Annotated in this window: 23 protein-coding genes and 1 tRNA gene; 17 read left to right on the top strand and 7 right to left on the bottom strand. The window is 46.1% G+C overall.

Annotated features, from left to right (window positions below; genetic code table 11):
• Positions 1–158 precede the first annotated feature (158 nt).
• Both HYN59_RS06970 and HYN59_RS18030 read left to right on the top strand, forming a co-directional pair.
• Complete coding sequence (locus HYN59_RS06970) at positions 159–431, top strand: hypothetical protein (RefSeq protein WP_108777587.1); 273 nt, start codon at positions 159–161, stop codon at positions 429–431.
• A complete protein-coding gene (locus HYN59_RS18030; protein ID WP_181369526.1) occupies positions 422–589 on the top strand; it encodes a hypothetical protein in 168 nt (55 codons plus the stop codon). Before HYN59_RS06970 ends, HYN59_RS18030 begins: the two co-directional genes overlap by 10 nt.
• A 74-nt stretch (positions 590–663) precedes the next feature.
• On the opposite strand, the gene HYN59_RS06975 is transcribed toward HYN59_RS18030, so the two are convergent.
• The 3 genes from HYN59_RS06975 to gpmI form a co-directional block, all read right to left on the bottom strand.
• Positions 664–1,431 carry a class I SAM-dependent methyltransferase gene (locus HYN59_RS06975; protein ID WP_108777588.1) on the bottom strand — a complete coding sequence of 256 codons (768 nt, stop codon included), beginning with the start codon at positions 1,429–1,431 and terminating at the stop codon, positions 664–666.
• Complete coding sequence (gene map / locus HYN59_RS06980) at positions 1,431–2,252, bottom strand: type I methionyl aminopeptidase (protein WP_108777589.1); 822 nt, start codon at positions 2,250–2,252, stop codon at positions 1,431–1,433. The genes HYN59_RS06975 and map overlap by 1 nt, the downstream gene beginning before the upstream one ends.
• A gap of 156 nt (positions 2,253–2,408) precedes the next feature.
• Positions 2,409–3,929, bottom strand: coding sequence for a 2,3-bisphosphoglycerate-independent phosphoglycerate mutase (gene gpmI / locus HYN59_RS06985; RefSeq protein ID WP_108779663.1), 1,521 nt, complete (start codon positions 3,927–3,929; stop codon positions 2,409–2,411).
• A 335-nt stretch (positions 3,930–4,264) separates the two neighbouring features.
• Between gpmI and HYN59_RS06990 the strand changes: the two genes are divergently transcribed.
• The gene (locus HYN59_RS06990; protein ID WP_108777590.1) at positions 4,265–4,972 is read left to right on the top strand and encodes a murein L,D-transpeptidase catalytic domain family protein; all 708 of its coding nucleotides are present in this window, start codon (positions 4,265–4,267) and stop codon (positions 4,970–4,972) included.
• Here HYN59_RS06990 and HYN59_RS06995 read toward each other — a convergent pair.
• The gene (locus tag HYN59_RS06995) at positions 4,961–6,532 is read right to left on the bottom strand and encodes a L,D-transpeptidase family protein (RefSeq protein WP_108777591.1); all 1,572 of its coding nucleotides are present in this window, start codon (positions 6,530–6,532) and stop codon (positions 4,961–4,963) included. The two genes, HYN59_RS06990 and HYN59_RS06995, sit on opposite strands and share 12 nt — an antisense overlap.
• A 344-nt stretch (positions 6,533–6,876) precedes the next feature.
• Between HYN59_RS06995 and HYN59_RS07000 the strand changes: the two genes are divergently transcribed.
• Positions 6,877–6,949 (top strand) — tRNA-Gly (locus HYN59_RS07000).
• Between the two features lie 148 nt (positions 6,950–7,097).
• Here the strand turns inward: HYN59_RS07000 and HYN59_RS07005 are convergent.
• Entirely contained in the window at positions 7,098–7,643 is a 546-nt protein-coding gene (locus HYN59_RS07005; RefSeq protein ID WP_108777592.1) for a 3'-5' exonuclease, read from the bottom strand.
• 55 nt (positions 7,644–7,698) lie between these two features.
• Entirely contained in the window at positions 7,699–8,406 is a 708-nt protein-coding gene (gene pepE, locus HYN59_RS07010) for a dipeptidase PepE (RefSeq protein ID WP_108777593.1), read from the bottom strand.
• Between the two features lie 119 nt (positions 8,407–8,525).
• On the opposite strand from pepE, the gene HYN59_RS07015 reads away from it, so the two are divergent.
• From HYN59_RS07015 to HYN59_RS07060, 10 genes are all read left to right on the top strand, one after another.
• On the top strand, positions 8,526–9,254 hold the full coding sequence (locus HYN59_RS07015; protein ID WP_108777594.1) for a hypothetical protein: 729 nt from the start codon (positions 8,526–8,528) through the stop codon (positions 9,252–9,254).
• A complete protein-coding gene (locus tag HYN59_RS07020; RefSeq protein ID WP_245895679.1) occupies positions 9,244–9,954 on the top strand; it encodes a hypothetical protein in 711 nt (236 codons plus the stop codon). Before HYN59_RS07015 ends, HYN59_RS07020 begins: the two co-directional genes overlap by 11 nt.
• A complete protein-coding gene (locus tag HYN59_RS07025) occupies positions 9,944–10,696 on the top strand; it encodes a hypothetical protein (protein WP_108777596.1) in 753 nt (250 codons plus the stop codon). The genes HYN59_RS07020 and HYN59_RS07025 overlap by 11 nt, the downstream gene beginning before the upstream one ends.
• Complete coding sequence (locus tag HYN59_RS07030) at positions 10,686–11,435, top strand: hypothetical protein (RefSeq protein WP_108777597.1); 750 nt, start codon at positions 10,686–10,688, stop codon at positions 11,433–11,435. Before HYN59_RS07025 ends, HYN59_RS07030 begins: the two co-directional genes overlap by 11 nt.
• Positions 11,425–12,174, top strand: a complete 750-nt coding sequence (locus HYN59_RS07035; protein WP_108777598.1) for a peptidase associated/transthyretin-like domain-containing protein — start codon at positions 11,425–11,427, stop codon at positions 12,172–12,174. Before HYN59_RS07030 ends, HYN59_RS07035 begins: the two co-directional genes overlap by 11 nt.
• A gap of 203 nt (positions 12,175–12,377) precedes the next feature.
• Positions 12,378–12,881: a DUF6702 family protein gene (locus HYN59_RS07040; RefSeq protein WP_108777599.1), complete on the top strand. Its 504-nt coding sequence runs from the start codon at positions 12,378–12,380 to the stop codon at positions 12,879–12,881.
• A 10-nt stretch (positions 12,882–12,891) separates the two neighbouring features.
• Positions 12,892–15,147, top strand: a complete 2,256-nt coding sequence (locus tag HYN59_RS07045) for a M1 family metallopeptidase (RefSeq protein ID WP_108777600.1) — start codon at positions 12,892–12,894, stop codon at positions 15,145–15,147.
• A 41-nt stretch (positions 15,148–15,188) separates the two neighbouring features.
• Positions 15,189–16,196 carry a T9SS type A sorting domain-containing protein gene (locus HYN59_RS07050; RefSeq protein ID WP_108777601.1) on the top strand — a complete coding sequence of 336 codons (1,008 nt, stop codon included), beginning with the start codon at positions 15,189–15,191 and terminating at the stop codon, positions 16,194–16,196.
• A gap of 80 nt (positions 16,197–16,276) precedes the next feature.
• Complete coding sequence (locus HYN59_RS07055; RefSeq protein ID WP_108777602.1) at positions 16,277–16,570, top strand: Sec-independent protein translocase subunit TatA/TatB; 294 nt, start codon at positions 16,277–16,279, stop codon at positions 16,568–16,570.
• Between the two features lies 1 nt (position 16,571).
• Entirely contained in the window at positions 16,572–17,183 is a 612-nt protein-coding gene (locus tag HYN59_RS07060) for a phosphatase PAP2 family protein (RefSeq protein WP_108777603.1), read from the top strand.
• On the opposite strand, the gene HYN59_RS07065 is transcribed toward HYN59_RS07060, so the two are convergent.
• The gene (locus HYN59_RS07065) at positions 17,142–17,783 is read right to left on the bottom strand and encodes an O-methyltransferase (protein WP_108777604.1); all 642 of its coding nucleotides are present in this window, start codon (positions 17,781–17,783) and stop codon (positions 17,142–17,144) included. The genes HYN59_RS07060 and HYN59_RS07065 overlap by 42 nt on opposite strands.
• An 83-nt stretch (positions 17,784–17,866) precedes the next feature.
• Here HYN59_RS07065 and HYN59_RS07070 point away from each other — a divergent pair, with 83 nt between their 5' ends.
• From HYN59_RS07070 to rlmN, 3 genes are all read left to right on the top strand, one after another.
• Positions 17,867–20,116: a T9SS type A sorting domain-containing protein gene (locus HYN59_RS07070; protein WP_181369527.1), complete on the top strand. Its 2,250-nt coding sequence runs from the start codon at positions 17,867–17,869 to the stop codon at positions 20,114–20,116.
• 93 nt (positions 20,117–20,209) lie between these two features.
• Positions 20,210–22,477, top strand: coding sequence for a T9SS type A sorting domain-containing protein (locus tag HYN59_RS07075; protein ID WP_108777606.1), 2,268 nt, complete (start codon positions 20,210–20,212; stop codon positions 22,475–22,477).
• 246 nt (positions 22,478–22,723) lie between these two features.
• The gene (rlmN, locus tag HYN59_RS07080) at positions 22,724–23,782 is read left to right on the top strand and encodes a dual-specificity RNA methyltransferase RlmN (protein ID WP_108777607.1); all 1,059 of its coding nucleotides are present in this window, start codon (positions 22,724–22,726) and stop codon (positions 23,780–23,782) included.
• Positions 23,783–23,813 lie beyond the last annotated feature (31 nt).

Below are 23,813 nucleotides of genomic sequence, written 5' to 3' on the forward strand. Positions count from 1 at the left end.
TATTGGTGAACGTAAAGATAATAAATATATTATAACACACTTAGGGGGCTGCTTTTATCGGGTAAAAAAGTCGCTATATCGGGATTTGTGTTAAAAAACGAAGCAATAAATCGGCCTTTTTGTAGTTTTAGCCATACCAATTTATAAATTACAAACCTATGAAGAATTTTAAATTATGGGTGTTCCTTGCTGCCGTGCCCCTTTCGGGATTTGCACAGGACCTGCAGGCCAATGCCGTAATTCCGCTTGACCCTGCCGTAAAGACGGGAAAGCTGAAGAATGGACTTACCTATTACATCCGCAAAAATGCCAAACCCGAAAACAAGGTCGACCTCAGGCTGGTTATCACCGAAGAAAAAGACCTGAATAAGTATAAGGAAGGCGAATTGATGGACTATAAAAAGACATCAAGGAGAACCGCATGTGGTTAGCAGTACTGACAGATGCGTATACCGATGGCGAGAATGCCGAAGATATTTTTAAATATGAAGAAAAAGTAAGTGCGCTTACCACAAAAGACATTCAGGCTGTAGCCAAAAAATACCTTAGCGGCGATAAGATCACAGCGATCCTGATGCCGGAGAAATAAAATTAATTTTTGGATTTTAAATTGGAAAGGCCTGCGCAATATGCGTGGGCTTTTTTGCATTTACGCAGCCTGTATCAATCTTTGTAGCAAACCGGGATTATCTCTCCGTTTGCAAGGCAATAGCGTTCTACTTCTTCAGGAGATAGTTTTTTTGTATAATCTTCTTCGATAACCCTGAAGCCTATGCTGCGTAATTTATCAAAATAATCGCGGCCATAAACTCGGACGTGGTCATATTGCCCAAATATCCTGGCGCGTTCTTTCGCATCGGTTATCGAATTGTCCTCAAAAGTAGTTTCCCTATTCAGGTCCTGCGGTATCTGGAAAATACCCATCCCACCGGGCTTCATCACACGATACAGTTCCTGCATGGCTTTGGTGTCATCCGGGATATGTTCGAGTACGTGGTTGCATAAGATCAGGTCGTAACTGTTGTCTTCAAAAGGAAGGTTGCAAATATCCGCTTTCACATCTGCTAATGGCGAGTAAAGGTCGGTAGTAGTATAATCAAGGTTCTTCTGGTTACGGAAGCGTTTATAAAATGCCTGCTCTGGTGCAAAGTGCAATACCTTTTTCGGCGCTATGAAGAAATCAGTTTCATTTTTCAGGTACAGCCAAAGCAGCCTGTGCCTTTCCAGCGATAGCGTACTTGGCGATAATACATTATTCCGTTGATGCCCGTAACCGTATGGCAAAAAGTTTTTAAAACTTTTCCCGTCAATAGGGTCCGTATATGTATTTCCTTTAAGTGCAAACGCTAGCACCGGCCTGATGACGTAGCTAAGGCGTATCAGCAGCGGGCGGGGGATCGTGTTGAGTATGAATTTAAAAAGTTTCTTCATTACGACAGGACAAGCGGTTGTTTCCTGAACTCCTTCTCTTCATCGCTTTCTATTCCCAATGCCTTATAAATGTAAGCAAACGTAGAAAGCAATTCCGGTTTTCCATCAACTATCGCCACATTATGCTCAAAGTGCGCGCTTGGCTTGCCATCACGTGTTACGATCGTCCATCCGTCTTTTAGAGTCCTTACATTTTTGGTGCCCATATTTATCATTGGCTCCAGTGCCACGACCATGCCTTCAATAAAAAGCTTTCCACGTCCACGCTTTCCGTAGTTCGGCATTTCCGGCTCTTCGTGCATTTTCCTGCCAAGGCCATGCCCTACCAATTCACGCACTACGCCATAACCTTCAGCTTCGGTATATTTCTGTATCGCATTGCCTACATCTTCCACACGGTTTCCTGTCCTGAATTCGCGGATGCCTACATACAGGGATTCTTTCGTTATACGCAGGAGTTTTTTTGTCTCTTCTGCAACTTCACCAATCTCGAATGTGTAGGCGTGGTCACCATAAAACTCATTCATTATAGCGCCGCAGTCTACCGATACGATGTCGCCATCCTGTATCGGCCGGTCAGTCGGAAGGCCGTGCACTACCTGTTCATTAACGCTCGTTAATAAGGTAGACGGGCATCCGTAAAGACCTTTGAATCCTGGTATGGCACCATTATCGCGAATAAATTCTTCGGCAAGCCTGTCAAGTTGGAGCGTTGTTATCCCCGGTTTTATTTCTGTGGCGATCATGCCCAGTGTTTTAGAAACGATGAGGGCGCTTTGGCGCATCAATTCAATTTCTTCCCTTGTTTTTTGAATAATCATAGTGTATTCTTTTCAGCCGACAAAAGTACAATATTCTGCGGATTATTTATATAAGTATAAGTTCCTCCTAATCAAAAGGCCCGGCAGGTTTTAAACTGCCGGGCCATATTGATATGATCCAATTTCAGAAACTAAGAATCTCAGTCCCTAAGCGCCTCACGATACCAACGAATGCCTTGTCATTACTGCCGGCTGCTCCAGCCCCATAAGGTCAAGGATAGTAGGGGCGATGTCGCCAAGGATGCCGTCTTTTACATGCTTGATGTCTTTGTCCACAATAATGATCGGCACCGGATTAGTGGTATGTGCGGTGTTCGGGCTGCCGTCGGGGTTTATCATCGTTTCGCAGTTACCGTGGTCGGCGATAACGATAGTGGTGTATCCGTTTTCGAGTGCGGTTTCTATTACTTCCTTTGCGCAGGTATCTACCGCCTCACAGGCTTTAATAGCTGCTTCCATCACACCGGTATGGCCCACCATATCGCCATTGGCAAAATTAAGGCATACAAAATCCACCTCGCCTTTTTTAAGCTCTGGTACTAAGGCATCTTTAAGGTCGAAAGCGCTCATTTCCGGCTTCAGGTCATAGGTGGCTACTTTAGGCGATGGGCACAGCAAACGCTTTTCTCCCTCAAAAGGCTCTTCGCGGCCGCCGGAGAAGAAGAAGGTAACATGCGGGTATTTCTCTGTCTCTGCAATGCGTATCTGTTTTTTGCCGTTACGTGATACTATTTCGCCAAGGGTCTCGGTAAGATTGTCTTTATCGTACACTACATGGATGTCCTTAAAGGTATCATCATAGTTGGTCATTGTTACATAATACAATTTCAGCTTGTGCATATTCTGCTCATGGATATCCATTTGCGAAAGCGCTTCGGTAAGCTGCCTGCCGCGGTCGGTACGGAAGTTAAAGAAGATAACCACATCATCCGGCTCAATTTTAGCTAACGGATTGCCTTTGTCATCCGTCATAACGATAGGCTTGATGAACTCGTCAGTAATCCCCTCATTATAGCTTTCATGAATACTGTCTACCGCATTGGCTGACGGCTCCCCAATACCATTTACCAGGAGGTCATAGGCCAGTTTCACACGCTCCCAGCGCTTGTCGCGGTCCATAGCATAATAGCGCCCTATGATCGAAGCCAGTTTTGCTTTCGTATTTTTAAGGTGGTTCTCGAGGTCAGATATAAAGAATACGCCCGATTTCGGGTCGACATCCCTTCCGTCCGTAAAAGCATGTATAAATACATTCTCAACACCGGCCTCCTGTGTGGCATCCACCAGCCCTTTCAGGTGGTCGATATGCGAATGCACGCCGCCGTTGGACACAAGGCCAAGCAGGTGCACTTTCTTATTGTTTTGTTTTGCGTAATTGAAGGCTTCTATGAGCGGTTTTTCCTGTGCGAGGGTTTTGTTTTGCACCGCAAGGTTGATCTTTACAAGGTCCTGGTACACGATGCGGCCGGCACCGAGGTTCATGTGGCCCACCTCGCTGTTGCCCATCTGCCCTTCGGGAAGGCCTACGTTCAGGCCGTCGGTGCGCAGGGATGCATTAGGATAATTTTGGTAAAGGCTTTTGATAAAGGGAACGTTGGCATTGTCGATGGCTGATACCTTAGGGTCTGGCGCTTTACCCCAGCCGTCGAGTATCATTAAAATAACTTTTTTGTTCATTTTCAGCGAATTAGATGTTTTTGGCACGGTTTTGGAATAATAGTATCCTGTAAACGTGGGTATAAATTTACTACATATTTGGCCATGTTTCAACAGATGGGTTCAGGTTTGTATGTTGTTTTGACAAAAAATTATAAAATATTTAATAGTCAGGCAATAACATCGACCGGGACCCGTTATAGTGTAGGGTTATTAATGAAAGTGAAGGCACAGCGCAGGGAGCGCCTGTCAAATGAAAATGTTAAATAATTGATTTTAACACAGTTGCTATTTTTTGTTTAGATTTCTTTAACTTATTTTAGCGACCTGTTAAAAACACAACTACTAAAATTACAATGGTTTACAACTTTTTTACGTCCGTTTTCTTTTTGTTCTTTTCTATTACAGCAACAACACCAAAAAACGAAAATTCTTCCCGCCTGCTTGCTTCTACAGAAGTAAATTCAGCATCGGCAGCAGAATCGTTGTACAACAACATCAAATCGCATTCCGTTACAATGCCGGGCTTTGAGTGTTTCTCAAAAGCATTGAACGGTTTTAATCACCTTAAGCTTGAGGGTAAGATTAAAAAAGACCTCCTTACGGTTATCGATTTTACCAAATCATCCAACACCAAAAGGCTTTGGATCATCGATATGGCTACACAGACAGTCCTTTATAATACCCTTGTGGCCCACGGCAGGAACAGTGGTGATGAATTTGCTACCGTATTCTCTAACGGCGCCAACTCTAACTGCAGCAGCCTTGGTTTTTATGCCACTGGTGAGCTTTACATAGGCAAGCACGGCGAATCGCTTCGCCTAGATGGCCTAGAGCAGGGCATCAACAGCAATGCACGCAGCAGGTCGGTAGTAATGCATGCCGCAGATTATGTGAGCGAAAGTTTTGCCCGCCAGCATCAAAGGATCGGCAGGAGCCTGGGGTGCCCGGCACTTCCAACCGAGCTTAACAAAGAGATCATCGAGCTGATACAGGGTAAGTCGTGCCTGTTTATCTATCACCCTTCACAAAATTACACCTCGGCATCTAAGTTACTTTCGTAATTTATCATACAGCGCTTTGTCAAGGTTATAAATATCATTGCGAAACTGCAATCCATCCCTATCCATCCAGGCGGTCCAGTACAGCTGGTGGATAGGGGTGGTTTTTTTTAGGCCTACATATTGCGTGTCGCCTTGGGCCACCATTTCGTCCAGCTTTTCCCTGTTCAGGTCTTTGTCGTCGTGCAGAACATATTCGGCAAGCCTGAAAGGGTCTTCCACGCGCACACAGCCCGAACTTAGTGCCCGGTAGTTCTTTTTGAAATATTCCCTGTGGTTGGTGTCATGCAGGTACACATAGTAGCCGTTCCTGAAATTGAATTTTATCCTCCCAAGCGAATTATAGCTGCCCGGGCTTTGCACATACACATAATGATCCGGTTTCAGGGAATCCCATTCAGCTACACGGACTTCCTTTTTACCCCTGAAGATCTTTATATTGAGGTGCGAAAAATGGGCTGTATCCTTTATTGCAGCGGGTGCAAGGTCTTTTGTCAGATAGGTTGGCGGGATTGTCCATGTAGGGTTGATCACCAGCTGGTTGATGGATGAATACAGCACGGGCGACCTCCTGTCCGGCTTGCCGACGATAACTTTATAAGTATCTAACGTGTCTTTATTGTTCTCGACTATTGTAAGCCGGTAATCCGGTATGTTTACTATAATGGCTTGCTTACCAAAATCATACGGGAACCACCGCCAACGTTCGAGGTTGACGACTATCTGCGTTTTTCTTTCGTCTCGCGTAAAATTGAGTGCTTCCGCTGTACGGCTGTCAACAATTCCGGTGGCATATATCCCGTGCCTTTGCTGGAATTTCTTCACGGCTTTGGCTGTTGCGTGGTCATACAGGCTGTCTTTGGCCTTTTCGTCAGGCAGGTCGCCCCAGTAGTCAAGCCGCTGCTTTATTGCGGCAACCACAGCACCGGAGTCATTCAGCTTTAAAGGCTTCTTAAATTCAATTTTGTCGATAGCCGAATCGTCCGGCAGCCCGTCAAGATACTTCAGGCTTTTTCTCAGCCCTGCATAAATAGGGTGTTTGGGCCGGCAACGGCCAAGTACTTCGCCAACATCATGGCTTTCCAATCCTTCGGCAAGAAGCTTATTCGTATTCAGTGTTTTTGGTGCCAGGGCCCAATCGCGGTACATGCCGCGCGGTTTCAGCTTTCCTTTAAACAAATGCGTCGCCAGCTTTGTGAATGATTCCGTCAGCAATATGTCATACTGAACACATTCTTCTTTGGTAATGGACGTAAGCGCTTCAAATTTTTCCAGCGAATCCTGGTTGTAGTCTTTTGGGTCCAGCCCGTCAGATTCGGCATCTTTAATAGTAGCCAACAGCGCTTTGCGGCAAGCGCTATTGGTCCAGGCGGTTTTAGAGCCATTAGCGCCATAAAATTCCTTTACCGAAGCTGTGCAATCTTCAGGCAGGCCGCTGGCAACAGGAAGTGGTGTGTCTTTTAAGTAAGCTGTATTTACAGGCTTTTTGTTCGCTTCACCAGCCTTTTTACAGGAAGGGAAGAGAAACAGAAGTGACAGTAAAATAATGACAGCTTTGGGCATTTTGCTTTTATTTTCACTATTAAAGGTAGCAATAAATTGCTGTACTAAAATGATTTATGGTGCGATAATTTGTTAACAAATGTATTAGCCGGTGTTAGATTTGAAACAGTTAGCCATTTTCCCGGCAATGGTTCAAAGGTAAAGCAGGAGAGAAGCAGAAGCTTTGGCAGATGAAAAGTTGTCGGAATTAAATGAAAATTCGTTGTGCAGTGATATTTCTCATTGGCAATGCTTTAGCCAATGGCTATGGTATAAATTTAATCGGAGATGCAGTCGTGGACTAAAATTTTTTAAAAAAAGCTTGCATCTAAGAAAAGATATTACTTATATTTGCACCCACAAAAGCGGAAGTAGCTCAGTTGGTAGAGCTCCAGCCTTCCAAGCTGGTTGTCGCGAGTTCGAGCCTCGTCTTCCGCTCTGCAAAAAGCCCAAATAGCAATGTTTGGGCTTTTTTTTAATATATCTGAAGGAAAAAATGTCATATTGAGCGCAGTCGAGATGTGGTATTTTCATAAATTTGATTATAGACTGCTCGAAGTGACAACGATATCTTATCGAATTCACATCACTCCAATATCCTCCTCAATATCTTCGCAATATTCTTTGCGTCATCAACCCCGCGGTGGTGTGTGCCTTCCAGTGGGATTTCAAGCAGTGCCATAGCCCCCGCCATTCCCTGTTCGTGTCCAAGCTTGTGCTTTAGTGCGAATAAAGTTTTTACATTAATATGCGAAGGCCCGAAGGGATAGCCGATGTTCAATGCGCTGCATTGCCTCTGGAACTGCTTTTGGTCATACGCGCCAAAGCTGGCCCAGGCGCGGCTCTGCGACAGGTACTCATTTTTCAGGATTGTGCAGGCTTCTTTAAAAGGTATTCCTTGTTCGTTCACCATTTCGGGTGTGATGGTAGTCAGCTCTGTACAGAACGCACTGACATCAGATCGCTCCGGTGTTACGATAATGCCACGGTTATCGCTTATCTCGCCGGTGTGCACATCCAGCAGGCAGACACCTATTTCTATTATATCATTTTCCATCCCGGGAGGGTTCGGCCCGTCCCAGCAGGTAGCCTCAATATCGACCACCAATATTTTATCTAATTTTTTTGCCATTTTTTAGAGTTACAATCAGGATTATTATTCCTTTGGGGAGGGCCGGGGAGAGGACTTACCTCAACCACGACAGATCACTTCCTGCCTCCAGTTCCTCAGGTTCCTTCCCCTGCCTGAACAATCGGGCAGACAAGTCGCCCTTCAGCAGCACAGTATTTCCTTTTACATCCAGCCAGCTCCCTTCACGAAGCCCAAGTACCGGCTGGGTGTTGAACACGTGAAATTCCTTTATCCGCGTCTCCCGTGTTTCACCCATATGGGTCGATCCCGGCTGCGGGTCCATGTAATGCGGATTCAGGTTGAACGGCACCAATCCCAGTGTCTTAAAGCTTGGCGGGTAAATTATCGGCATATCGTTTGTCGTCTGCATGGTCAGCCCACAGATGTTGCTCCCCGCACTGCTGCCAAGGTAAGGCGTGCCAGCTTTCACGGCATTTTCTATAGCGGCCATCACGCCGGTTTTATACAATTGTGATACCAGCAGGAACGTGTTCCCGCCGCCGGTAAACAGCGCTTCGGCATCGGCTACAGCCTCCGCAGGGTCTTCAAATTCATGTACGCCTTTTACGCTTATCCCCAGGCCATCAAAAAAACCGGCAACCCTTTTAGTATAATCATCATGGCTTATTCCGCCAGGACGGGCGTATGGAATAAACAGCAGCGAGCTACAACCTTTGAAATGTTCCTTTAGCGCCGGGGCCAGGTATTCAAGGTAATTTCCGCCGTGAAGTGTAGAGGTGCTTGCAATAATTAGTTTTTTCATCCGTTAAATAGTCTTAGAAGAGGTAAAGTTACAAAGATTTTAATGTGGCAGGAGGTGTAATTGTAACAGCTTTACCTTAAGCGTAACCGGCTTATCATCAATCACCTATTACTATTATTTTGAAAAACTTCCTGTTTTACGTTTTCCTGCTGCTGTTTTCGCTTGCGGCCAATGCCCAGGATCGCAAACCCCTCAAGGGTAAAGTCATTGCCGAAACAGACGGACTTGAGGGCATTTATGTCATTAACAAAACCGCCGGGCTATCTGCGGCTACTACCCGGGGCGGCTATTTTACCATAAATGCACAGCCGAAAGATACCCTCTTGTTTTCTGCAATTCAATTTGAGGCAAAAGATGTTATAATTTCTGAAAAAGACTTCGGCGAAACCCTCCTTTTCGTACCTTTAGCTATACATACGCACAATCTTGATGAATTGGTCATTGTAGATTACAGGCACATCAATGCCGAATCGCTCGGGCTGGTGCCTAAAGGGCAGAAACAATACACGCCTGCCGAAAAAAAGCTGGCCACGGCATCAAAATGGAGGATGAACCCATTGGGCCTTGATCCGCTCATCAATATGTTCTCGGGGCGCACGGCCACGCTTCAAAAAGCTGCGGAAGCCGAAAAGAAAGAGCTGCTGATGGAAAAAATAGGCTATATTTATAGCGAAGAGGATATCGTCAGGCAGTTTAAGATACCGGAAGAATATGTAAGGGGCTTTGTCTTTTATTGTGTGGAGAATAAATATTTTGCAAAAGCGATAAATGCAAAGGACGATAACATGGCAAAATTCCTGCTGGCGGGCCTGGCGGTTAAATACCTTAAGCTGATCGATGAGAAATAGCCTGTTTATACTATTGTTTTGTGTGCCGATGCTTGTGTTGTCGCAGGAACGTAAAGCGCTCAACGGGCGTATAATGGTTGACGATGCCGGCATAGGCGATGTCTTTATAATCAACAAGGCTACCGGCATCGAAAAAAAGTCGGATGCTATGGGTAATTTTACTATAGAAGCCAAACCGGGCGATATGATAACAGCCTATAGCCCGAAAACGGTGGTAAGGGATTTTGCGATCAGTGAGCAGTCTTTTAAGGAGAACCCTTATGTCATTAGCGTGAACATGCAGGCGTATGAGCTGGAGGAGGTGGTGGTAGACAAAAGCATAAACTCTGTGTCACTGGGCATTGTACCCAAAGGCCAGAAACAATACACCCCTGCTGAGAAGAAGCTGTATACTGCAACCAGTGGCTTTGGGATAGATATTTTGCTGAATGCCTTGAGTGGCCGCACCCAAATGCTGAAGCGTGCCGTGGAGACTGAGAAAAAGGAAATGCTGATGGAGAAGATCGGGAATGTGAGCACGGAGGAAGAAATTATGACCGAATACAAGATACCGGAAGAATATGTCAGCGGCTTTGTGTATTACCTCGTGGAAGATAAGGAGTTCGCGAATGCCGTAAATACTAAGAACTATACCATGGCCCGTTTTTTAATGACCGGGCTGTCCATAAAATACCTAAAGCTCATTAACAATGAAAAGTAAGCTGATCTACCTGTTGCTCCTTGTTTGTACCGTCGCTTTCCCACAGGGGCGAAAATCATTGCGCGGAACCGTAAAGTCGGGTGGAGTGAACCTGGCCGGAGTATTTGTTATCAACAACAAGACAGGTGATGAAACCAAAACCGACAGCCAGGGAAATTTTATCATAGCAGCCAAAGCAGGCGATAAGGTGGCAGTGTACAGCGACAAGACCGAGACAAGGGAATTTGTGATCACCGACGATAGTTTCAGGAATATGCCCTATGTGGTGAGCGTGGAATATAAGGCGACCGAGCTGAATGAGGTAGTTATTGATGAAACCAACAAAGATGACCCCTATGCACTTGGGCAAAAAGGGCGCCTCGCTGCCAATACCCCGGCGGAACGCAAAGCTGTAGCGGGTGCAAGGATAGGCCCGAAATTCAACGATGCCACGGTCCAGGGGGCAGCTATCAATGGCGATGGCATCATCAATCTTTTTACAGGTAAGAGAAAAGCGCTCAAGCGGGCTGTCGAGATGGAGCGCAGGGAAAGGCTGATCGCGAAATTCAGAACGATCTACAGCGATGAGACACTTATTGTTGAGTTTGGTATCCCAAAAGATAATGTGGACGGTTTTATTTACTATTGCATTGAAGACAAAAAAATGGCAACGGCCATTAACGACAATAAAACCGACGTTGTAGAATCCCTTATGCCCGACCTTGTGCTGAAGTATGTTGAAATGACAAAGAATGGCAAATAGGCTGCTATACCTGTTTTTCCTTTTTACGGCCATTGCATTCGCACAGGACCGGCAGTTGCTGAAAGGTAAAGTCACTATCGGCGATGCGGTGGTCAGCGGTATTTTTGTCATCAATAATAAAACCGGTGAGGAAACCAAAACCGACAGCCAGGGCAGCTTCAGCATTATGGCAAAAACAGGCGATGCCCTTGCGGTTTACAGCGATAAGACCGAGATAAGGGAATTTGCTGTCAATGCTAATACTTTTAAGGAATCGCCCTATATCGTGAGCGTCAACTACAAAGCTTACGAGCTTAAGGAAGTCGAGATCGATAAATACAAAAATATAAATTCCGAAAAATTAGGCATTGTCCCGAAAGGGCAGAAGCAATATACCGTAGCCGAGCGAAGGCTCAAAACGGCAGGAGAATTCAGGCCGATCATGCTTCTCGGTATTATTGCGGGCGGTATGCCAATAGATCCTATTATCAACGCCATCAGCGGCCGTACCAAAATGCTTAAAGGCGCATTAGCTACCGAAAGGAAGGAAATGCTGATGGAAAAGATCAACAACATTTATGATGAGCAAGCTATTAGGAATGAACTGCATATTCCACAGGAATATGTGGACGGATTTGTTTTTTATGCTGTAGAAGATAAAGACTTTGCTGCCGCAATTAAGGCAAATAACAATGACCAGGCTAAATTCCTCCTGGCCGGGCTGGCCCAAAAATACCTTAAACTTATAAATGCTGAATAGGCTTGCCGCAATACTGGTCATTTTGTTTCCCTTTGCTGTTGAAGCACAGGAGAAACAGCTTCGGGGCGTTATTATAGCCGATGAGATAAAGGTTGAGAATGTTACCGTAAGAAACACTACTACAAACACCAGTACGGTAGCCGATGGCAATGGAAATTTTACTATAGATGCTAAACCAGACGATGTACTGTCTTTTGAAAGTGTAATTTTCAAGTCGTTAATAGTTGTACTCAAGCCTTCGGATTTTGGGGAAGAAGCATTGGTCATAAGGCTGGAGCCTGCCGCAACCCTTCTCAAAGAGGTTGTAATAACAGGCCTTACGGGCAACCTCGCGGCCGACAGTAAAAAGATAAAGACCATGCAGATAACCTCATTGTTTGATGCGGCAGAGATAAATAAGGATGTGCTTACGCAAACAAGCATCGGCGGCGCTAACTGGATCGCGGGTATCAGCATGCTGTTTAAAAAACCTAAGAAGCCAAAACGCGCTATGGAATATGTGCCGGACATAAAATCGCAGCGTCGCTTTTCAGAGATTGTCAGGGAGTCGTATCCTGAAGAATTCTTTACTGATACACTGAAAATACGCGTAAGCCTCATCGGGGCATTCCTTGTTTTTTGCGATGACAAAGCCGACTTGGCCCTGCTGCAAGGAAAGCGGGAACTTGAACTAATTGAATTCCTCAAAACTCAAAGTGAAGAGTTCCTTAAGCGAAACCCGGATGCAAGAAGGGATTGAAGTTTTAGCTGCTTTTTACAGGTTTAAAGTTTTGTCTGGAGGCATAGTTTCCTAAGAGTATTGCCTGCAATACTTGGGCCTTCGCGTGAAATAATTCGTGAATCGCGAAAAAAAATTTATATAATTCACGGCTTTCATCGATATTCCATGCCGAATATCTTAAAAAGCCGCAATAAAATCCTTAAGTTTCTTACTTTTGGAAAATGAAAGGACTTCCAAAATACCTTTTACTGGTTTTACTAGCCGTTACACTGAGCGCAGCTGCCGCACATAAATATTATGTCGCGGTATTCCTCATTGAATATTCCCCGAAAAAGAAAGAGCTGCAAATGACATCGCGCATATTTATCGACGACCTTGAAGCCGCCTTCATAAAAAAATACAATAAGAAATTTTATATGGGCGAAAAGCGCGAGCTTTTCGAAACAGAGGAATACCTCCGTAAATATTTTGCCGAAAACATACATATAAAGGTGGATGGCAAATCGAAAGCTATAAAATACCTTGCGAAAGAAATTGAGAACGATATCCTGATTTGCTATTTTACCATCCCTGCCGATCTGAAAATAAAATCGGTTGAGGTAAGCAATACCACGCTTCTGGATATGTATCCCGAACAGCAAAATATAATAAATACTAAAATAAACAGTAACAAAAAAAGCCTGTTGCTGACTAATGACGCACCTTCAGGCCTGCTGGAGTTTTAAATTATCATTTATGAAAAAAACAATCTGCTTATTATCCATTGCCGCAACAGTTACCTTGTCTGCACAGGAAAAACCGGCGCAAAAGCGCGAAGGCGGCCACACCGATAACAATAAAATGAGCCAGATGTACGACCTGCTGGCCACGCCAAATATGTTCCGTACGGCATCGGGCGCACCGGGCCCTGCCTACTACCAGCAGCAGGCGGATTATAAGATGGACATCGAGCTAGACGATAAAAATACAAAGCTATACGGCAAGGAAACCATTACCTACCACAATAATTCACCGGAAAGCCTGGACTACCTTTGGGTACAGCTCGACCAAAACATAAACGAAAAAGATTCAAAGTCAAAGCTTACCGAAAGCCAGAAAATGGACCCGGCCTACAAGGCAGATGCTTTTTCGCGCCGTTATATGGAAGATGCCTTCGATGGCGGTTTCCGTATAGAATATGTGCAGGATGCCAATGGCAAGCCCATGAAATACACCATCAACCAGACAATGATGCGTATTGACCTGCCTGCACCGTTGAAGAAAGGCGAAACGATTTCCTTCAATATAAAATGGTGGTACAACATCAACAATTACCGACTTATAGGTGGGCGCTCTGGCTATGAGCATTTTGATAAAGACAATAACAACCTGTATGTGATCGCGCAATTCTACCCGCGTATGGCGGTGTACAACGATGTGGAAGGCTGGCAGAACATGCAGTTTTGGGGCGCGGGCGAATTTGCCCTTACCTTCGGTAATTTCGAGGTGAACATCACTGTTCCTGCCGACCATATAATTGACGGTACCGGCGACCTGATGAACCGTGCCGAAGTGCTTACCGCTGATCAGTTGAAGCGCTATGAGCAGGCTACAAAATCGTTTGACAAGCCGGTGGTTATCGTAACCCAAGAAGAAGCAGAGAGAGCTGAAAAAGGCTTTTCAGATAAAAAGAAAACATGGAAGTTCAATGCAAAGAATGTAAGGGATTTCGGTTTCTCGTCGTCACGTAAATTTATTTATGACGGTATGGCCGTACAGCTTGGCGGCAAGACCGTTATGGCACACTCGCTTTATCCGAAGGAATCCAACCCCATGTGGGGCGAAACCTCAACAAGGGTAGTGGCGCATACGCTAAAAACCTATTCGAAATATACATTCGACTATCCGTATCCCAAAGCGATTTCGGTATCTGCCGAAGACCAGGGGATGGAGTACCCGATGATCTGCTGGAACTATGGCCGCCCCGATGAGAAAGGCTTTGTGTCGGAAAGGATAAAGTACGGCAACATCAGCGTGATCATACACGAAGTAGGGCACAACTTTTTCCCGATGATCGTGAATTCTGACGAAAGACAGTGGACGTGGATGGACGAAGGGCTCAACACCTTTATGCAATACCTTGCCGAGCAGGAATACATGCCGAACTACCCGTCGAACCGTGGCCCGGCAGCCAATATCGTGCCTTACATGAGCGGCGACCAGAGCTTTTTGGAGCCGATAATGACGAACTCTGAAGCTATACACCAGTTTGGTTCCAATGCCTATGGCAAGCCGTGCACAGGATTGAATATGCTGCGCGAAGTGGTGATGGGCAAAGAGCTGTTCGACCATGCTTTTAAAACCTATGCCAACCGCTGGAAGTTTAAGCACCCGACACCTGAAGACTTTTTCCGTACCATGGAAGATGCATCGGCGGTAGACCTTGACTGGTTCTGGAGGGGATGGTTCTACACCACCGATTATGTAGATATGGGCATAAAGGAAGTGAAGCAGTATTATGTTACCGAAACACAGCCTGCCACGTTGAAGGATTATAAAGTGAAGAAAGGCCGCTTCAGTGAAGAGTCGGGTCCGTTTGTTTATATGGTCGCGGAAGCCGCCCTTGGCAAGCAGGAAAAAAAGGCTATGGATGCCAAAGACGTAAAGCTGCTGAATGATTACCTTAAAGAGAAATTCACTGCGGAAGACAGGGCAAAGCTTAAAGCGCCCAAATATTTTTATGAAGTAACGTTCGACAAGCCGGGCGATATGCTGATGCCGATACTTGTAGAGCTGGCATTTGAGGATGGCACTACAGAAAGCTACAACTTCCCGGTACAGATATGGAGGAAAAACAACCAGACGGCATCGCGTGTTTTTGCTACCGACAAGCGGGTTAAAAAGATCACGCTCGACCCGAAACTGCTTACCGCCGACATTGATGTGACCAATAACGTTTGGCCAAAAGAAGCCGTAAAGAGCAAATTTGACGAATTGGAAAAAGGAAAGTAATTGGCATTCAGATAATTTATATATTTGGAAAAAACCAACGTATGAAAAAACTATTACTATTCATTGCTTTTTTAATGTCTCTTAATGCTTTTGCACAAACACCTATCCAGGCTTTTTACACCGCATCGCTTATACCGGAAGACAGCAATATTACCAGCTATGACCTGGTAACATCCGCTTCAGGGCCGAACCAGTCAGCGACAGGTGCTAATGTGGTATGGAACTTCAATGATCTTACCCAGGTAACGACCACTGCTACTACCGTGCTCGCGGCTTCTGCCAATGATATTGCCAATTATCCCGGGACAACAATGGCCGTTGAGACTACAACGCAGGGTGGTAACCCATCGTATTATTACCTTGGCACATCAGGAAGTGCAACGTCCCTCACAGGGGCAGACACTTCACAAATGACCATTAAATATACCAATCCGGCACTGATAGGTAACTTCCCGATGAATTATGGTGACAGTACTTCAGATACCGTGGCAGGCACCTTTACGGGCAGTGGCTTTTCCGGGACCTTCACGGGGACAACGTCAACTTCGGTAGATGCCTACGGTACCCTTACTGTAAACGTTGGCTTTAGCGGCCCTAAGAATGTAACAAGGCTTAAGACTCTGCAAAACCTTTCGTTGGTATATATGGGCGTTCCTGTAGGTACGCTTACGCAGACTACCTACAGCTACTATAGCAGCGACTTTATGCTGGGGCCAGTATTCAGGAGTATCAACAGCCATATAGTTGTAGCTGCGCTAAGCATCGACCAGACACAAAACACCCTTGAAGTATATGACCAGATGGCGAATGGCGTTGAAGATTTCAATAACCGCCAGAAGGTTGTAATTGCCCCGAACCCCGTTAAGGATGTACTGCACATCGAAGGCGATGCAGCGATTGAATCAGTAAAGATAATCGATACTACCGGAAGGATAATTGCCGAGGGTAAAAGCAATGACATCCCGGTAAACCAGTTTCCTGCTGGCATTTACCAGGTGCTTGTGAAGGGACAAAGCGGCAGTAAATCCTTAAAAATGGTTAAACAATAAGCCTTTAGGTTAAAAAAGTTATTCAGGGCAATCCCTTTCACTCAACTTTGCGTAACTTTGTTTAATAAATACTCATAGTTATGTTTGGAATTGGCGGAGGGGAATTTTTCCTGATCTTGGTAGTAGTGCTGATGTTGTTCGGGTCGGATAAGATACCTGAAATCGCGCGTACGCTGGGAAAAGGGATGCAGCAGCTGAAAAATGCTACCAACGACATTAAAGCCGAGATACACAATAGCGCCGGTATAGACGACATTAAAAAGACATTTACCGAAATAGGCTCCGAAGATGTATCAAGGGATATAAAGGGCGAGATCGAAAAAATGAAAGAAAGCATCGAAGATACATCCGGTCCTATAAAACGCATCCAGTAATATGCTTGAGTATTTGCAGCAGCTCGACAGGGATGTATTCGTTTACCTTAATTCCCTGGGTTCAGAGACTTTCGACCCTCTTTGGGAAGTCATTACAAAACAGGTAAGCTGGATTCCCATTTTTGCGATCATACTTTATCTCGCGTTCAAAAGGCTCGGCTGGCGCCACGCCCTTTTGGTAGTAGGTATGGTAGCTTTACTGCTGATACTTACCGACCAGGCCACAAACCTTATAAAGAACAGTGTGCAGCGCCTTCGCCCGGGCAATAATCCGGAACTTGAAGGGTTGATAAGGGCAATTCAGCGCAGGCATTCGTTCAGTTTTATATCCGGGCATGCGTCAAATTCTATGGCGGTAGCTTTCTTCTTATACCGGGTATTGCACCCTTATATAAAATACATGGGCTTTTTCTTCCTTTGGCCGCTCATATTCGCCTACAGCCGCATCTATCTGGGGCTGCATTATCCCGGAGATATACTGATGGGCTACCTGTTTGGATTGTTCACAGGATGGCTGGTGCTCAGGCTGTATGTCTACCTTCGCGACCGGTACTTCCCCGAGCACGAAAAATTAGATAACCCGACTAACAGTGAGCCCGTCACGAATGGGTAGTAATACGGTTTCTACGCGGGGGTCTTCTTTTAGCAGGCGGTTGTATTCTAGTAAAACATTGGTGCTTTTATCATTGGCTTTTACAGGTTCCAAAACTTTTCCGCTCCACAATACATTATCCGATAAAATGATGCCGCCTTTATTCATCATCGGCACGATCATTTTAAAGTAATTGATGTAGTTCTCTTTATCGGCATCAATAAAAACAAGGGCGAATTTTTTTTGTAAAGTCGGTATGATTTCCAGCGCATTGCCTAAATGCTGCGTTATCTGATCCTTCCATGGCGACATCCTGAAATATTTTCCCTGAAGGTCATATAACTCTTCATTATTGTCGATGGTGTCCAGTGTGCCGTTCTCCCTAAGGCCTTCAGCAAGGCATAGGGAAGCATATCCGGTATAGGTACCGATCTCAAGGATGTGCTGCGGAGATACCAGCTTGGAAATCATGCTTAACACCCTTCCCTGGAAATGCCCGCTGAGCATGCGGGGCTGCAATATTTTCTGGTGCGTTTCCTTGTTAAGAGCGGCAAGTAGTTCAGGTTCGTTTTCGCTGTGGAAAGCTGCGTAATCTTCCAGTTCTTCGGATATAAAATGCATGGGGTAATTTTTTGCTAAGATACGAAATGACAGGTAGGGTAAACACTGTATTATTTGTTAATATCAATACAAACCCACAGCCTATGAACAAGATAATTACTATTGCTGCCTGCTTTTTTTGTATTGCCGTTTTTTCGCAGGTTACCAATTCCGGGAAGCCACTCAGCTGGGTAACGGAAAACATGGAAGATCTTGAGCCGGTGACAATGCCGCAATTCGATCTTGAAGCCTTACGTGCAGAAGATGAGCGCAATAAAGACAGGGCGGACATTCCATGGCGGTTTGGCTATGAGTTTCTTGTAGACCATAATCTTGGTAATAGCGGTACGTGGCATACATTACCGGATGGCGGACGCATTTGGCGGATACGCTACCGGTCTGCAGGTGCAAAAACGATGAACTTTCTTTTCAGCGATTTTTACATGCCAAAGGGCGCTACGCTATATCTTTATAATAATGGGCGCACCGATTTGCTTGGGGCGTATGATGCACAACAGAATAATGAGCAGCGCGTGTTGGGTACATGGCTCGTAAAAGGAGAGGATATCTGGCTGGAATACTACGAGCCCGCCGATGTAGCCGGGCGGGGACGGCTGGAAATATTTAAGCTGGTGCACGGTTACCGGGCTGCCAGCGACGCTATGAGTGATGACCAGGGATTGAATACTACAGGCGATTGCATGCGCGATGTCGATTGCCCCATGCCGGATATCCAGGCTTATAAGGATATTAATAAAAAGGCTGTAGCGCTCATTTTGGTTGGCGGTTCCTATTTCTGCTCCGGCGCGCTTATAAATAACACCAATAACGATGGCAAACCTTATTTTCTGACCGCAAACCATTGTTATTCCGATCCTGCGCTATGGGCTTTCCGCTTCAACTGGATAAGCCCGAACCCCGTTTGCGGTGAAGTGGGCGACAGCACCTCCAATGCGCCTGGCTTTTACCAGACCTCGAGCGGCGCAAACCTGGTAGCTAAATATTTTTATTCAGATTTTTGCCTCGTAGAGATACCATCGCAGCTTCCTGCCCTGTGGGACCTCGTATGGCTGGGATGGGACCATAGCGATACCACCCCGGCATCTACTTTTAGCATCCATCATCCCGCGGGCGATATCATGAAGGTGAACCGCGATCTCGACCAGCCTCTGCCGAGTATCGGCTTATTTTGGACCGTTGAGAATTGGGAGATGGGGGCAAATGCCGGAGGCTCTTCAGGCTCTCCGCTATTCGATAACAATGGTCGTGTGATCGGGCAATTGAAAGGCGGAAGTTCGGGGTGCAACGGCACTTCGTCCAATAACCTCCACGATATTTACGGAAGGTTTGGCATATCCTGGGAAGGCGGTGGCACTCCCGATTCGAGGCTGAAAGACTGGCTCGATCCTGCAGCTACGGGCGCAATGACAGCCGACTACTACATCCGGCCTGATCATCCCGTTGATGTAGAGCTAAACCTGGAATCACTCCTCACAGCTTTCTGCACCGATACCGGTTTTGCGACTGTTAATGTGATCAACGCCGGTACCGAACCGCTCCAGAACCTTCAATTAAGCTATAGCGTCAATTCAGGCCCGCCACAAATTGTCAGTTGGACGGGCAACCTCATGCATGGTGATAATTTTCCGTTGCAACTTCCCCCATTGAACGGTATCGCGGGCCAAAATTCAGTAGAGATCTCAGTTGTAACAGCAAATGGAGTTAACGACCCAAATACATCGAATAATACCGTATCCGGCAATTTTAATGTACTGCATTTTGGCACCGGTAATGTGCACCTGCACCTGCATACCGATTATTTCGGCAACGAAAGCAGTTGGGAGCTACAGGATGCCAACGGGGCGCTGCTTTATAGCGACGCAGGCCTTTCAGGGGATTCCGATTACGAGTATGATTTCGATCTCAGTGCAGAAGGCTGCTATAATTTCATCATGTCCGATCAGCATGGCGACGGGATGTGCTGCAGCTTTGGCCCGGGTGTGTACAGGCTTACCGCAGCAAACGGTGCTTTGATAGCGGAAGGTAGCCGGTTCGGTTTTTACGATTTTGTGAGCTTCCGGCTTTTTAATGGGCTTTCACTGGCTGAAAATGCCCTGCAGAATGTCAATATCTATCCGAATCCCTCCCAGGGATTGGTAACTGTCGAACAGCCGGGCAGCAATGCGCTTGATTATGTGGTTTATAATGTTTTGGGTCAGGAAACAATGAAGGGTACTGTTGCCGGGCAAAGATCGGTACTGGATATCACGGCCGCCCCTGATGGCGTTTACATTATAAAGCTTGAAGAAAAAAAAACAGGCAGGTTGATAAATTTCAGGCTTATAAAAGAATAGGCAGGGTTAAAGCGTTAAATAGATGTAATTTTCGCAAACAGTAATAAGCATTATTACAAAATACATTATTTTTACGCCCCTAAACCTAAACGAATGAAACTTAAATTTACTTTCTTGCTGATGCTTTTTGTGGGCATTGGCTATAGTCAGGTGACCAATGAAGGCAAGCCTGCAAGCTGGAAACTCCATAGCCTTGAAAATCTAGTGCCCCACACTATGCCGAAGTTCGACCTGAAAGCGCTCGAAGCCGAAGACAAGGCCAACGAGAACAGGAAAGATATACCATGGCGTTTTGGTACCGAGTTTTTGGTAGACCACAACCTGCAGAACAGTGGCAAATGGCATACGCTGCCTAATGGCGACAGGATATGGAGGATACGCTACTTGTCGAAAGGGGCAAAGACCCTCAACTTTCTTTTTAGTGATTTTTACATGCCAAAAGGTGGCAAAGTATATCTTTATAATAATGACCATACCGATTTGCTTGGCGCCTATGACGAAGCCCAGAACAATGATGAAAGGGTATTGGGAACATGGCTGGTAAAAGGCGAGGACATCTGGATAGAATACTATGAGCCGCTTGCCGTAGCCGGGCAGGGAAAGCTTGAAATATTCAAGGTTATCCACGGTTACCGTACTTCAGATGGCATGACGAAAGCAGTGGACGACGACCTCAACGGTTCCGGTGCGTGCAACTATGATGTTGAGTGCTACATGGGCGATATAGATGGCTTTAAAGACGTCAACAAAAAGGGTATAGCGCTGCTTATTACAAACAATAACAGTTTTTGCTCAGGTTCCCTTGTAAATAACACAAGCAATGATGGCACACCATACCTTCTTACTGCCAATCACTGCTACTCCAATCCGGCACAATGGGCCTTCCGCTTTAACTGGATAAGCCCGAACCCCGTTTGTTCAGGTAACGAGCCAAGTACAACCAATGCACCAAACTTCTACCAAACGGCCAGCGGTGCTACCCTAAAGGCAAAACGGGGCGGGAGCGATTTCTGCCTTGTGCAGATAACTGCAAACCTGCCGTCATCATGGGATTTGGTTTGGAACGGATGGGACCGCACGGACACAACACCAGCCTCGACCTTTGGTATTCACCACCCGGCGGGCGATATTATGAAAACATGCCGTGATTTCGATGCTCCTTCGCCCCAGGTCGATGGCGACGGCGTTAGCCTTTGGGTAATCGGCAGCTGGGATATGGGCGTAACCGAAGGCGGATCATCCGGTTCGCCGCTATTCAATAATGAAGGACGCATAATAGGGCAGCTGTTCTATGGCGAAGCCGCCTGCGACGGCACCCAGAACAACGGCCAATTCGATGCCTTTGGCCGCTTTGCGGTTTCATGGGATGCTGGTAGTACCGCTGCCACAAGGCTAAAAGAATGGCTGGACCCAAACAATACGGGCGCTACTATGGTAGATCCGTACCCTGCTCAGGAAACACTTGCACTGAATGCCAAAATGCTTATTCAGGATATTGGCCTTCAGCAATGTGGCACTACAATTTCACCGGTGCTAAGGCTCATTAACAAAGGCACAGAACCATTAGTGTCGGCACAAATAAATTATACACTAAATGATGGTACTCCTGCTGTATACAACTGGACAGGCAGCCTTAATAGTAACCAGGCAGCGGATATCGAATTGCCTCAGCTTAACGGCGCATCGGGCGAAAATGTACTCAATGTAACCCTCACGCTGCCAAATGGCGGAACTGACCAGGACACTTCCAACAACACAGCAACAACCACATTCATGGCAAGGGTATTCGATATAACTAATATTAACCTCAGCCTGTTTACCGATTACTATTCCGAAGAGACTTCATGGGAGCTCAGGAACGAGGCCGGTGATGTACTGTACGAAGGCGGCGGCAATTACGATTCGTTCCAGCAGTACAACGAAACTTTTGAACTTACAGAAGAAGGCTGCTATACCTTTACGATTTTTGATACAGAAGGCGATGGTATCTGTTGCGCCTATGGTTCCGGAAATTATACCCTTACAACGACCGGCGGTACAATAGTGGCCGAGGGCGGGTCATTTGGCGAATCGGAATCAATAAGCTTCAGGCTTCAGGATACAACAGGCACCGGCGAAAATTCGCTTAAGGCAGCAATTAAGGTATATCCAAACCCTTCTAATGGCGTTTTCAATATTACAGGTTCTGATTCGTCGCTGAAATATGAGCTGTTCAACGTGCTTGGCCAGCAGGTTAAGGCAGGCGAATTGGCCGCAGGCTCCGGTACGCTGGATATTTCGTCGGCTGCTAACGGGGTGTATATCCTCAAAATGGCCGACGCTACAGGCAGGCAGGCCAGCTATAAGCTTACCAAAAAATAATATTTAACATTCCGCTACTTCCATGAGTGTAGCTCTTCCCCTCCATTGGAGGGGTGCCTGAAGGGCGGGGTGGTTTCATAAAAAGAGGCTGTTCGAAATGATTTTCGAATAGCCTTTTCTTTTTAAGATCTGCGCCAATCCGTGAAAATCTGCCCGATCCGCAGCCTGTTCCTTTAGATGCGGGATCATCGGCGTTCCAATTTCAATCCCTATTCAATATTCGCAAATAGTTACTACCTTTGCGCCATGCAAACGGAAAAGAAAGACATAAGGGCGCTTACAAAAGAACAGCTTCGCGATTTTTTTGTGGCAAATGGGGATAAGGCATTCCGGGGCAACCAGGTATACGAATGGCTGTGGAGCAAGCGCGCGCACAGCTTTGACGACATGACCAATGTAGCTAAGCCCACACGCCAGATGCTGGAAGATAACTTTGTCATCAACCATATACATGTAGATGAGATGCAGCAAAGCAGCGACGGCACGGTAAAAAATGCCGTACGCCTGCACGATGGCCTGGTGGTAGAGTCGGTACTGATACCCACCAAGACCCGGACCACAGCTTGTGTGTCGAGCCAGGTAGGGTGCAGCCTCGACTGCAACTTTTGCGCTACGGCTAGGCTTAAACGCATGCGTAACCTCAACCCGGACGAGATTTACGATCAGGTGGCTGCTATAGACAGTGAAAGCCGCCTGTATCACAACAGACCGTTATCCAACATCGTCTTTATGGGTATGGGCGAGCCGCTCATGAACTATAATAATGTACTGAAAGCTATAGAGAAGATCACCTCACCCGAAGGGCTGGGGATGTCGGCAAAGCGTATTACCGTTTCTACTTCGGGCTTGCCCAAAATGATAAAAAAGCTGGCGGACGATGAGGTGCGCTTCAAGCTGGCGGTATCACTGCATTCTGCAATTGATGAGGTGCGGTCCAGGATCATGCCTTTCAGCGAGAATTTCCCGCTTAAGGACCTGCGGGAGTCACTTGAATATTGGTACAGCAAAACCAAAAGCCGCGTTACCTACGAATATGTGGTTTGGAAAGGCATCAACGACAGAAAAGAAGACATTGATGCCCTGGTGAAATTCTGCCGCTATGTACCCTGTAAGGTCAATCTTATAGAATACAACCCTATAGATGACGGCGAATTCCAGCAGGCCGATCCGGAAACGATAGAGGCCTATATAAAAGCGCTCGAACGCGATGGCATTGTGGTAAAAGTACGCCGCAGCCGCGGAAAAGACATAGATGCTGCCTGTGGGCAGTTGGCCAATAAAAACGAATCTTCGGCGAACGTTTAAACTTTGATAATTCCTTCTGAAGGGTAGGGGT

The sequence above is a fragment of the Flavobacterium album genome (assembly GCF_003096035.1).
Taxonomy (GTDB): domain Bacteria; phylum Bacteroidota; class Bacteroidia; order Flavobacteriales; family Flavobacteriaceae; genus Flavobacterium; species Flavobacterium album.

Bases quoted from the DNA above. Each gene is read 5' to 3' on its own strand.
- HYN59_RS07005 (WP_108777592.1), bottom strand. From the start codon at position 7,643: ATGGCAAAAAAATTAGATAAAATATTGGTGGTCGATATTGAGGCTACC.
- HYN59_RS07035 (WP_108777598.1), top strand. From the start codon at position 11,425: ATGCTGAATAGGCTTGCCGCAATACTGGTCATTTTGTTTCCCTTTGCT.
- pepE (WP_108777593.1), bottom strand. From the start codon at position 8,406: ATGAAAAAACTAATTATTGCAAGCACCTCTACACTTCACGGCGGAAAT.
- HYN59_RS07025 (WP_108777596.1), top strand. From the start codon at position 9,944: ATGAAAAGTAAGCTGATCTACCTGTTGCTCCTTGTTTGTACCGTCGCT.
- HYN59_RS07045 (WP_108777600.1), top strand. From the start codon at position 12,892: ATGAAAAAAACAATCTGCTTATTATCCATTGCCGCAACAGTTACCTTG.
- HYN59_RS07020 (WP_245895679.1), top strand. From the start codon at position 9,244: ATGAGAAATAGCCTGTTTATACTATTGTTTTGTGTGCCGATGCTTGTG.
- HYN59_RS06990 (WP_108777590.1), top strand. From the start codon at position 4,265: ATGGTTTACAACTTTTTTACGTCCGTTTTCTTTTTGTTCTTTTCTATT.
- rlmN (WP_108777607.1), top strand. From the start codon at position 22,724: ATGCAAACGGAAAAGAAAGACATAAGGGCGCTTACAAAAGAACAGCTT.
- HYN59_RS06975 (WP_108777588.1), bottom strand. From the start codon at position 1,431: ATGAAGAAACTTTTTAAATTCATACTCAACACGATCCCCCGCCCGCTG.
- HYN59_RS07070 (WP_181369527.1), top strand. From the start codon at position 17,867: ATGAACAAGATAATTACTATTGCTGCCTGCTTTTTTTGTATTGCCGTT.
- HYN59_RS07060 (WP_108777603.1), top strand. From the start codon at position 16,572: ATGCTTGAGTATTTGCAGCAGCTCGACAGGGATGTATTCGTTTACCTT.
- HYN59_RS07050 (WP_108777601.1), top strand. From the start codon at position 15,189: ATGAAAAAACTATTACTATTCATTGCTTTTTTAATGTCTCTTAATGCT.
- HYN59_RS06995 (WP_108777591.1), bottom strand. From the start codon at position 6,532: ATGCCCAAAGCTGTCATTATTTTACTGTCACTTCTGTTTCTCTTCCCT.
- HYN59_RS07040 (WP_108777599.1), top strand. From the start codon at position 12,378: ATGAAAGGACTTCCAAAATACCTTTTACTGGTTTTACTAGCCGTTACA.
- HYN59_RS07055 (WP_108777602.1), top strand. From the start codon at position 16,277: ATGTTTGGAATTGGCGGAGGGGAATTTTTCCTGATCTTGGTAGTAGTG.
- HYN59_RS18030 (WP_181369526.1), top strand. From the start codon at position 422: ATGTGGTTAGCAGTACTGACAGATGCGTATACCGATGGCGAGAATGCC.
- HYN59_RS06970 (WP_108777587.1), top strand. From the start codon at position 159: ATGAAGAATTTTAAATTATGGGTGTTCCTTGCTGCCGTGCCCCTTTCG.
- HYN59_RS07065 (WP_108777604.1), bottom strand. From the start codon at position 17,783: ATGCATTTTATATCCGAAGAACTGGAAGATTACGCAGCTTTCCACAGC.
- gpmI (WP_108779663.1), bottom strand. From the start codon at position 3,929: ATGAACAAAAAAGTTATTTTAATGATACTCGACGGCTGGGGTAAAGCG.
- HYN59_RS07030 (WP_108777597.1), top strand. From the start codon at position 10,686: ATGGCAAATAGGCTGCTATACCTGTTTTTCCTTTTTACGGCCATTGCA.
- HYN59_RS07075 (WP_108777606.1), top strand. From the start codon at position 20,210: ATGAAACTTAAATTTACTTTCTTGCTGATGCTTTTTGTGGGCATTGGC.
- map (WP_108777589.1), bottom strand. From the start codon at position 2,252: ATGATTATTCAAAAAACAAGGGAAGAAATTGAATTGATGCGCCAAAGC.